A 9210-nucleotide genomic window follows, 5' to 3' on the forward strand; every position below is an offset into this window, starting at 1 on the left:
GGATCGTTGCAGAAATGCTGACGATCCTTTTTTATACCTTTAAGAACTATGTGAATAGCTTTTGAAGGCTCAAAAACTTCTCATATCAGAGCATAAGTGATAAAATATACGAGTCACTGCATAACCATAATTTGCTGGGGAATTGAGGTTTTTTGTCATGAAAAAAAGTAGTGTTGAAAAAGAAAATGTTCTTCTTTTATTAAAAGCGATTGTAGATGAAGACGAAAGTAAAGTAAAGGAACAATTGAATAGTGGAACGGATGTAAATGACACTGTTAGAGATGAAGGATTTTTTAACACTACGGTATATGGTCCAGCATTAGAGTTAGCCTTCTTTAGAGAATGGTATTCTATTGTACCTACTCTTTTATCTTACGGAGCAGATCCTAGGACCCTTCCCAAAGAAGCTATTTTGAAACTTGTAGAAAATGAAGATAATGAGTTGTTGTCTTTGTTACTTAAATCTGGACTACCTTATAGTAAAAAAAATGATCCAGAAAATTGGCAAGAGGATGACTATGATCTTTTACTCTCAGCCCTATCTAAAGATAATCTCAAACTAGTTAATATTTTAATTAATAATGGGATCGATTTTTCCTTTTATGATAATGGAAAATACAGTCCATTAATAGCAAGGCAGGTAGTTCTGGCATCCGCCGAAAAAACGAAGTTGATTCTCGATTATAGTAAGTACGACATTAATAAGCCGGTTAATGACTCAAAAAGAACTTTACTTCATCAAGCTGCAAAAGATAGATACTCGGATACAGTATTATTGTTATTGCAAAGTGGAGCTAATCCAGATCCCGTAGATGAAGAAGGAGTAACCCCTCTTTGGTTCTCTATTACACATAAAGACATTAGTAGTGCAAAAGCGCTCCTAGAAGCAGGGGCTAATCCCAATCGTACGCAATGGGATCGCACTTTTTTAGGAGTGGCTGTTAATAATTTGGATTATCAAATGGTGCAGTTGCTTCTAGAATATGGTGCCGATGCAAACGCTGTTCAGCAGAATGGAAAAAAACCAATAGAAATGCTGCCAAACTATAAGGAAATCATGCTATTTTTGACGTTACAAAAGCATTCAAACTGATTGATACGTTCCTAATGTATATTTTGAAGCTGAAGAAGGGATCGTTGCAGACATGCAACGATCCTTTTTTCTATACCTTTAAGGACGTTTAATCCGAAATTATGTGCAGACTGCTTTCACGAGTGTTTCATTGAACCAACGGGGTTCTGTGCAATCTTACGGATGCATCTAGGATTCTTCGAAAATACATTATATTACACTGTAGCCCATTCGCAATGGTTAACTCAATCCAAAAACACCGTATACCTGCTGTCTGGCACGCCAGGGGTTTTACTCGCGTTAGCCCGCATGACGCACTTGCTTGACTCACCAGCCATGTAGGAGGTGAATACTCCGGAGAGATTTCATTATTAACATTCCACTGTTAAATTTGCCCAGTATATTGATCGGAGGAATAAAAATAGACTGTCGAGATTTTCTCGACAGTCCTTCTGGGAGTAATATACTTCCCTTTATTTTGATATGTTTTGTTTAAGTATTACTAACTACTTTTTCGGAAATAGTTCCGAAGATATCAAAACTATCTATGCGACCAACACCCTCAAAGAATATATAAAGCTGAATTTCACCGCGGTATGTAGCTATGAAAGAAGTTTTATCGCTGGCAATGCTGATTGACGGGTTTTGTCCAACATAACTTAGCCCAAATTGGTATCCGTATAATTTAGAATATCCATTAACGCCTGTAATTTTTCCGTCAGCCACAGAAGCATCTGCAAAAGCCTTTACCCAGTATACTTTGAAATCATGTATAACTTTTTCATATGGAACAATAAAGTTAGTACCCATAGTAGTAAAGCGGCTAGGACTTGCTACTTGTAACTTTTCATCTATTTGTGGCTCTCCATTAACTTCAAATCCTTCCTTAAGGGAGCTCAATAATGCTTCGTATTCCTCTGGACTATTAACCACAATAGCTTCTGAAATCTGGTCATTTGTCACGACTTGACTTTTTACTCCGAATTCTTTGGCGACATCTTCATAAGTCTTTCCAGTAGATTCAGGTTGATAATCTTCATACTCGGGAAGAATGTAAGTACTTGCAGGTCTTACTTCAAAATCTGTGGGGGTACTTTCCGCAGACGCGCTGACTGGCACAGCCAGAACCATAAGTAGTGTGAGTGCTGACAAAATAGACTTTTTCATTAATTTACCTCCATTTTTTCTGTTTTTTGTATATAATAATTATATAAATTATTATAAAAAGGAGTGTTGACAAATGAACTTTCGAGAGTTAACTTTTGGAGCTTGGCCCATTGTGATGACAATAGTAACCGCAATAATCATCATATCAGTAACAATATATATAAAAAGGAAAAATGTATGATATTAATAATATATCAACAACATTAATATGTCTACTAGTTATTAGTAAATATTAAAAAATAATGAAACGATAATAATAAAAAGAGAAAGGCTTATTTTCCAGCCTTTCTCTTTTTATTACTCGTATACAGTAAAAGTACCTATATAATTAACCGTTACTTTAACCCCTTTAGCTTACTCATCTTAAAGATGATGAAGGCTGGACCTTTTGCAACTTAATCCCATTAAGCTTCATGTCCACGTTTTTGAGTTAGCCGGCCATGTAATTTTGAAATTGGAATTATTTTTATCTTGTATATACATGTAACTTATGGTAAATTTGCAAAGCTATTTTTATGTATATTTTTAAATAAGAGGGTTTTAAATTATGAAGAAAAGCACTTTGTTCGTAGGTTTGTCGGCATTATCCTTGGTAGCAGCTGTCACGGTTGCATCTGCAGCACTAACAAATAATGTAGTGGACTCTTCAGCAACTAATACATCTACACAAGGGGAAGGAATCATTACCCCAATGGCAGTTATTGTGAATTCACCGATCTCCGGAAGTAGCTTCACGAAGAATTTTAATATCCAAGCAAATTATGGATGGGTCAAAGTTTGGGTTCAAAATACATCTAAGGAAACCCTAACTGTCCGAGTTACTCAAAGTACTCTGTCTGGTACTCAAAAAATGTCGTTCTCTGTAGCTCCTGGTGCAACTTGGCCTGAATATGGAACCAAACCATGGGCAACAGGTACCCACTGGGTTAGTATCAGCACTAAAAATGGCGGCAACATGTCAGGATTGCTTTCTGTTAAACTTGCAAATTCGAAGGAAGAGCTTTAATACAGAATAAAATAGAAATCTTAGGCTGCAAACTGAATTCGGTATTTACCGACGTCAGATGTTGTTTTCAACTAGCAGGCGACAAAAAGGGATCGTTGCAGATATGCTGACGATCCTTTTTTGTATACCTATACGGACATCATTCTTCCTTTACAAACCCCTTAACACGATAGAAAGCAGCATTAAAAACGCTTTTTAATTATAACGTATCGTATTGTTACGCTATATGATACAATAAAAAAAACGCCTTTTTCTACAAAAAGGAATTACTTGAAAAATTAATCTTCTATTCTCCTTATTCCCTCTATTAAAAGTCATTATTTGATAAAAACAACAACAAAAAGTCAATATTGTAACCTGAAAAATCGAAACATATCAACCAATCCATACGTAAAAAATATACTCCTGTGGAAATTGTACCCTTAACATGCGAACGTACGTTTGGTATAATGGATGAACCTAGTACAGAAACGGTATTCAATTAAAAGGGGGTCCCTTGTCTTATGTTAGTTTTTGAAAATCAATTGTCCGATATATCCTCAGATGTAAAGCAACATATTATAGGGATCATGGATGCAAGTCCAACATCTCAATTTCATTGTCATGTAACAACAGAAATTCCTAATGTGTATGTTTACTTAATCGAAGACAACAGGTCAGAAAACTATTCTGTTTTTCATGTATTTTCGTATGACCATATTGGTCGAGATTATTCCTATCAAAGTTTTTCTATTGACCAAATGTATAGAATGCACCAATTTATTTTAGAGGCTAATCTCATTTAGCCTTTTTTTCCTTTATTATACGTTCATATTCTTCTTCAATGGTTTTAGATAACAGTTCAGTTGCTGTCATATTTAGCTTTTTTGCAGCTGTAGCGAGTTGCTTTTTTATATACACAGGTACGTCATAATGGAATTTAACTTTATTTCCGTATGCCATTTGTCTATTCCCCTATTCCATGATTTCTTGGTATTTATTTTCAATAATACGAATCAATAATTGAGTCGCTGATATCTCTTGTAACGCGGCTGCCTCAATTAGTTTTTCTTTAATTTCAGGCTGGAACTCATAGGGTAATTTCAACTTAGGTTCTACCATACGGCCATCTAATGTCTTTTCAGCATCCAGGGCAAGTTTTACTAATGCATCTAAGGACGAATCAGTAGTAGCTTCCCTTCCATACTTGGGCAATACGCGTATTAAGTAATTTTTCAGTGCCTTTTGATTTTCCTCCGGTATTTCTATACCAAAATGCTCACCAGTGATTTTAATATCACAGTCAACCATAAATCCAAATAAGTTGATACTGTACTTCATATATATGCCCTCCTTTTCAGCTATGCATATTATATAGCGATTCGTAACACCTCACAATATGTTTATCCCATCTTTTGTAATTAATTTCCATGTGATTTCGAACCAATACCTAACAATTCTGAAAAAATAGCATTGCCTTTTGCTTTATGGTTAGCTATTAAACTATGTGTAGCCAAAACAACCAGTTGGGATTGAGACAATCCAGTATCTTCAGAGATCCGTAGTAACTCTGTTCTGGCTGTTTCCGGAAGATACACAGTGAGCCTAGAAGGCTTTTCTTTCAATTCCATTCGCTTCACCCTATCATTATTTATTTTCATTATAGCACATATTTTGTGTCATAATAACATATAATATATACTTTTTTTATTTATATAGCGTTACGTAACGCTATATACTATAATATAACTAAAGAAGGGAGGTATTTACTTATGGATCTACAGGCTGTTGTTCAGCTAATCGGAAACGTTGGATTCCCTATTGCTCTCTGTCTTATCCTGCTTCAGACGTTACTTGTTAAATTCAACAAACAAATGGATGGATTAGAGAAACGCCTGGCTCAACTTGATAAGACGATGAATCTGATGGTTAAGACGTTTCATCAAAGCACTTCAAAAGCAGCTAATCGCCAGGATAAAAAGGAAGACTCTTGAAGTTGTTTGTTTATGGCCTATTCGGATTTCACTGAACGTACATAATAGCCGATTGCTCAATATGAGCAATCGGCTATTAGTACGCTATAATACATAAAAAAAAGGACGGGGACACCCGTCCTTAAATACCATTTATGCCCAAGAAGAAGGGCTAGCTGCAACCATGTTGTAAACACCTACAGTTGCTCCCACGTTAATAGGCGTGTTACTTGCTGATGTTTTACCTTTAATTTGAGAAGACGAACCAGAATCAAGCATAACGCCTTCAGTACACCCCAAAGCGATCAACCCCCCCCGGACTTCATAAGCTTCTGCGCTACTAATGTATCCCATAATTACCCGTTGATTGGATGGTTTGTATCCAATAAATGTACGCGCACGTCTGATTCCTGAACCAAACGAGCCAATACCTGCTGGACTTTCTTCAGCTGTCACTTTGGCATAGTAATCTGCCTTACCGAGATTTTTACGAACATGAAGACTCAAACCACCAATGGCCCAGTTAATCCAGGCTCTTTGACCAGGATATTCCGTTACCTCTGTGACTACATGTTCAGAGCAAGTAATTTGGCTGGCATTAGCCTCTGCGTTATAGCAGAAGAGTGTTCCTCTCTTAAAACCTAGAGGAGTTCGTGCGCCACCAGTCTTTACAGCAGCTCCGTTAGGACCTGTTGCAATACCAAGCAACTTATTTGGATTATCGAAGAATGTTCCATTAACACCTGAATAACTGGAATTAGCAAGATTACCACCAATACTTTGAACTGAGACATCTCGAACATCAGCCGAGATATAATATACGCCACTGACTCCACCAACCGTTGTATTCTGTACAAAAGATGCTTGTGCCATATTTATCATTCTCCTTAATATAAAGTAATTAAAGAGAGGGTATCCACTGTACTTAATGCACCCTAACATCAAGGAGTGGCTCTTTATGATCATATAATATCATATAGCGTATCGTTACGCAATATGATTTGCAACTTTTTTTTGTTCCTTGCGTTCTTACATATATACCAAAACTTTCAAGGAGGACTTCATTTAATGAAAAATCTCACTCATGGTATTTTATCTTTATGTTTAATTGGAACTTTACTTCTTTCTGCATGCGGAAAATCAAATGACGCTGACTCTCTTTCCAATAGTGAAGAACCAAGCAACACAACGAGCCAATCAGCACCATCAACCAACACTCCTTCAGACATAGAAAGTTTGATTGAACCAGGAGAAAATGAAGCAATTAAGGACATCACTACGGCGGATTTTAAAGAAGGTGTCTCTATAGACTTTGACAAATATGAGGGCAGCTTCTTTGACAAAAACATTATTTCCAAGTTAAATAACAATCTTCAGTCGGTTGTGGAGAACAACAAAGAAAAGTTTAAAGAAAATCTGAATAAAGAGTCTTTGGAATCTATAAGGGAAGGCTTCTACTACACAAACGAAAGTGATCAATTTATGTTCTATGATTTAGATCTTATAGAAAAAAGAGATCAACCAGAACAAATTAGAGTAGGCGTGCGTTTTGCAAAAAAATCCTCAGACGGCAATATTGAAAATCAAGGTATTACCTACTTCTTCACTAAAAATGAAGCAGGAGAATGGGGTATTGAAAATATAGATTAGAATCGTTATGCAAAAACAAGGGGCTGCCCATAAGTCATAAAAATGGCTAGGGACAGTCCCTTAGTATTGCTTAAAATAATTCTCTCCCTTGTTTCGGCTTAATCTTCACCTTCTATGCTCTCATACAGCTCCGTCAAATAGTTCTGTGCAGCAAGTGCTTTAAAATCTAAATCGGGGTCGGTAGGGAACCCTGAACGCTCTAAAGCCTGTTTAAAAGCGTCTGAGTTGAAAACTACTGGTTCATTGATGTATTTCTGCTTGACCTCCATCAACGCCCATTTTTTCAGAAAAACAATTATGCCGTTGATCGCTTGAACCGCAATATAATCATCACGATCGGTAACGCGAACTTCTGGATATTGCTCCTTATGAGTTTGAACGTACTGATATAGCTCTGCGGCTGTCTCTACCGGATCAGGTGGAAAATACTTTCCCCCACACTCTATAAATCTATAGGCCTTGAACATGCATTCTCCCCCTTATAAGCACCCATGCCAGAAAATAGAATCGTCTGTTTTGAAATATATAGAGTCTGTTTCTATTGAGCTTTGTCCGGCTCTAGCCTCAAATATCTTACTAATGCCCTTGATCATCTCATAAACCTGATCAATTCGCCTAAGATTCTCCGATTCATTTTCTTCCAGCTCCCTGGCTTTACGCCATAGATACTGATTAAAAAGCATCAGATCCGCGCAGCGGCTTTCTATACCTTGTTTTTCCATAACAGACCAATATAGTTCTACATCTGCCCCATCCTCGTGCCAGTAGGCTTCTATTATAGGCATAAACCGTTCTGCAAGTCCGTTGAAGTATAATCGGTACCGTTCTTCCTGTTCGATCCATTGGCGCTCTGTAGAGCGTTTGAACGGCTCTACAAAGTCACTTCTACTAAGCTTATAGCATGTAAGATACTCAGCATCACTTAAATTACCGATCGGGCTGCGAAATATAAAAACGTCACCTTGCCGGGCAACACCCACTGTTTTCCCTTCATATCCAGGTACGTGATCGCTGACCCGCACAATGATTTTTTCATTTAACATAGCTGGCTCACTCCCTCATGGATGTATGTTACCAAATATACACATCCCGTTCACATTTACCTTTATTGCAAAGGCATTTGGTTATTTGGAATTGACCGATAGTTAATTTTTGTATATATTTGTAATAATATGGGGACAAAAATGCCGGGTCTCACACCTTTGACTCCATGAATATGTTAGATATGGAGGGATTACATTGCAAGAAAATGAAGAAGTTTTCTTACTGTCAGATCAAAATCATGTTCTGGATAAAGCTTTTGAATTATTTCGCATATGTTACAAACAGAATGATTGGGAAGAAGCAAAAAAAATCATAAGGCACATGCACAAAGTCTCAGGGAATCTATATAAAACACAACAAAAGTACGGAGACATATCCCCACTTCAGTTGCCCATGAGAAGGCCGCTCATATTTTACATAGGATATAGTTACCTGGCTGAATCTATCGTGTACCAGAAGCAGGGTCTATATGAAGAAGCACGATCCTGCATATCACATTATGAAAACTTGGATCAGTACAATACTCAAGATCCGGAAGGCCAAGAAGAAGTTCGCCGGTTTAAGATTTTTGCCAAAGCTAACTCCTACGCTATTGATCTACTGGCCGGTGATTTTGAAATTCTGGAAGAGTACCACACCTTTATTCAATCAGACGAGGAAGAGATATTGCCTGGTTTGATTACCATATTGGAAGCGGCTAACCTTAACAACTGGAATGTTGATCATATTTTGAACGATCATATCTCTCACGATCTTGAGATATTCGCAAGCTATGAGGATATTGGGAATCGCGTGTATTACATTAAACTACTGAACCAACTAGCCATATACACACTCAATCAAAAATCCTACCATGATACAATAAATTACATTCTTGAATATCTAGCAATAGCGGTTAATATGGATGTGTATAAGGAATTTATTACAAATTCAGCAATGTATGAGAAAGTCCGAAAATTAGCATCAACAGAGCAACAGCTAAGATATGAAACTATTATAAAAGGAGTCCTGACAAATGAAAAAAACATTAATGGCCATGTTTTTAACAGTAGCGCTTTTTAGTATTATTGTTCCAGTTCCACCTACTACAATTGGAACGCTCAATCATGGGGTGAACGGTTAATCGCTTTTTCAAAGACCATCTTTCTAAGGTGGTCTTTTTCTTTGGGTTTCGAATCGTCCGAATGGAGGAAGCAGCAGGGGCCGGGCGCTCGGGCTTCAGCCTGTGGGCGCTTCTGGTACGTGCCTGGCTGCTATTTCTTCCGGAGACGAACAAAAGGACGGCCTTGGCCGTCCTGGGTGTGTGAGCTGCACCGGTG

Annotated in this window: 12 protein-coding genes; 5 read left to right on the plus strand and 7 right to left on the minus strand. The window is 37.4% G+C overall.

The annotated features are described in order from the left end of the window. Nucleotides 1-157 precede the first annotated feature (157 nt). Nucleotides 158-1093, plus strand: coding sequence for an ankyrin repeat domain-containing protein (locus tag A6049_RS31595; protein ID WP_063568367.1), 936 nt, complete (start codon nucleotides 158-160; stop codon nucleotides 1091-1093). A gap of 471 nt (nucleotides 1094-1564) precedes the next feature. Here the strand turns inward: A6049_RS31595 and A6049_RS31600 are convergent, their stop codons facing one another. Then, a complete protein-coding gene (locus tag A6049_RS31600) occupies nucleotides 1565-2239 on the minus strand; it encodes a hypothetical protein (RefSeq protein ID WP_063568368.1) in 675 nt (224 codons plus the stop codon). 547 nt (nucleotides 2240-2786) lie between these two features. Between A6049_RS31600 and A6049_RS31605 the strand changes: the two genes are divergently transcribed. Further along, nucleotides 2787-3245: a hypothetical protein gene (locus A6049_RS31605; RefSeq protein WP_063568369.1), complete on the plus strand. Its 459-nt coding sequence runs from the start codon at nucleotides 2787-2789 to the stop codon at nucleotides 3243-3245. 777 nt (nucleotides 3246-4022) lie between these two features. Here A6049_RS31605 and A6049_RS33685 read toward each other — a convergent pair. The 3 genes from A6049_RS33685 to A6049_RS33075 all read right to left on the minus strand — a co-directional run bounded on the left by A6049_RS33685 (nucleotide 4023) and on the right by A6049_RS33075 (nucleotide 4855). Then, complete coding sequence (locus A6049_RS33685; protein WP_162842474.1) at nucleotides 4023-4187, minus strand: hypothetical protein; 165 nt, start codon at nucleotides 4185-4187, stop codon at nucleotides 4023-4025. A 12-nt stretch (nucleotides 4188-4199) separates the two neighbouring features. Continuing rightward, a complete protein-coding gene (locus A6049_RS31615) occupies nucleotides 4200-4565 on the minus strand; it encodes a hypothetical protein (RefSeq protein ID WP_063568371.1) in 366 nt (121 codons plus the stop codon). 80 nt (nucleotides 4566-4645) lie between these two features. After that, nucleotides 4646-4855, minus strand: a complete 210-nt coding sequence (locus A6049_RS33075; protein ID WP_145921976.1) for a hypothetical protein — start codon at nucleotides 4853-4855, stop codon at nucleotides 4646-4648. A 141-nt stretch (nucleotides 4856-4996) separates the two neighbouring features. On the opposite strand from A6049_RS33075, the gene A6049_RS31620 reads away from it, so the two are divergent. Beyond that, a complete protein-coding gene (locus A6049_RS31620) occupies nucleotides 4997-5218 on the plus strand; it encodes a hypothetical protein (RefSeq protein WP_063568372.1) in 222 nt (73 codons plus the stop codon). 132 nt (nucleotides 5219-5350) lie between these two features. Here A6049_RS31620 and A6049_RS31625 read toward each other — a convergent pair whose 3' ends face one another. Next, nucleotides 5351-6070 (minus strand): phosphodiester glycosidase family protein, encoded by a 720-nt coding sequence (locus A6049_RS31625; protein ID WP_063568373.1) that lies wholly within the window; start codon nucleotides 6068-6070, stop codon nucleotides 5351-5353. A gap of 195 nt (nucleotides 6071-6265) precedes the next feature. Between A6049_RS31625 and A6049_RS31630 the strand changes: the two genes are divergently transcribed. Continuing rightward, nucleotides 6266-6847, plus strand: coding sequence for a hypothetical protein (locus tag A6049_RS31630; RefSeq protein ID WP_063568374.1), 582 nt, complete (start codon nucleotides 6266-6268; stop codon nucleotides 6845-6847). Nucleotides 6848-6945: 98 nt separating this feature from the next. On the opposite strand, the gene A6049_RS31635 is transcribed toward A6049_RS31630, so the two are convergent. Both A6049_RS31635 and A6049_RS31640 read right to left on the minus strand, forming a co-directional pair. Further along, complete coding sequence (locus A6049_RS31635) at nucleotides 6946-7314, minus strand: hypothetical protein (protein ID WP_063568375.1); 369 nt, start codon at nucleotides 7312-7314, stop codon at nucleotides 6946-6948. 12 nt (nucleotides 7315-7326) lie between these two features. Further along, a complete protein-coding gene (locus A6049_RS31640) occupies nucleotides 7327-7890 on the minus strand; it encodes a hypothetical protein (protein ID WP_063568376.1) in 564 nt (187 codons plus the stop codon). Nucleotides 7891-8086: 196 nt separating this feature from the next. On the opposite strand from A6049_RS31640, the gene A6049_RS31645 reads away from it, so the two are divergent. Continuing rightward, nucleotides 8087-8953 (plus strand): DNA-binding protein, encoded by an 867-nt coding sequence (locus A6049_RS31645; protein WP_240321602.1) that lies wholly within the window; start codon nucleotides 8087-8089, stop codon nucleotides 8951-8953. Nucleotides 8954-9210 lie beyond the last annotated feature (257 nt).

This window comes from Paenibacillus sp. O199 (assembly GCF_001636635.1).
Classification (GTDB): Bacteria; Bacillota; Bacilli; order Paenibacillales; family Paenibacillaceae; genus Paenibacillus; species Paenibacillus marchantiae.